Annotated in this window: 4 tRNA genes; all 4 read right to left on the bottom strand. The window is 43.6% G+C overall.

The features are described 5' to 3' along the window. Positions 1 to 107: 107 nt before the first annotated feature. The 4 genes from CD150_RS12995 to CD150_RS13010 all read right to left on the bottom strand — a co-directional run bounded on the left by CD150_RS12995 (position 108) and on the right by CD150_RS13010 (position 481). Positions 108 to 183, bottom strand: a tRNA-Ala gene (locus CD150_RS12995). A gap of 18 nt (positions 184 to 201) precedes the next feature. Then, positions 202 to 275, bottom strand: a tRNA-Pro gene (locus CD150_RS13000). Between the two features lie 27 nt (positions 276 to 302). Further along, positions 303 to 379 (bottom strand) — tRNA-Arg (locus CD150_RS13005). Positions 380 to 392: 13 nt separating this feature from the next. Then, positions 393 to 481 (bottom strand) — tRNA-Leu (locus CD150_RS13010). Between the last annotated feature and the right edge of the window lie 7 nt (positions 482 to 488).

A 488-nucleotide genomic window follows, 5' to 3' on the forward strand; every position in this document is an offset into this window, starting at 1 on the left:
AATTTGTGTTATTAATAACACGTTGTTTTGATTCAACATTTAATGTTGAAATCGGAATTAACGTTGACATATTGCAATTCAGTTTTCAATGTTCATTTAAATATATATGGTGGAGACTAGCGGGATCGAACCGCTGACCTCCTGCGTGCAAAGCAGGCGCTCTCCCATCTGAGCTAAGCCCCCATATTCTTTTAATAAGAGTCGGGAAGACAGGATTCGAACCTGCGACCCCTTGGTCCCAAACCAAGTGCTCTACCAAGCTGAGCTACTTCCCGTATTTATTATAATATTCATTCTAAAAATGGTGCGCCCAATAGGAGTCGAACCTATAACCGCTTGATTCGTAGTCAAGTACTCTATCCAATTGAGCTATGGGCGCTCTATTAAAATGATGGTGCCGAGGACCGGAATCGAACCGGTACGATGATCTCTCATCGCAGGATTTTAAGTCCTGTGCGTCTGCCAGTTCCGCCACCCCGGCAAAATAA

The organism is Staphylococcus ureilyticus, from assembly GCF_002902235.1.
GTDB lineage: Bacteria > Bacillota > Bacilli > Staphylococcales > Staphylococcaceae > Staphylococcus > Staphylococcus ureilyticus.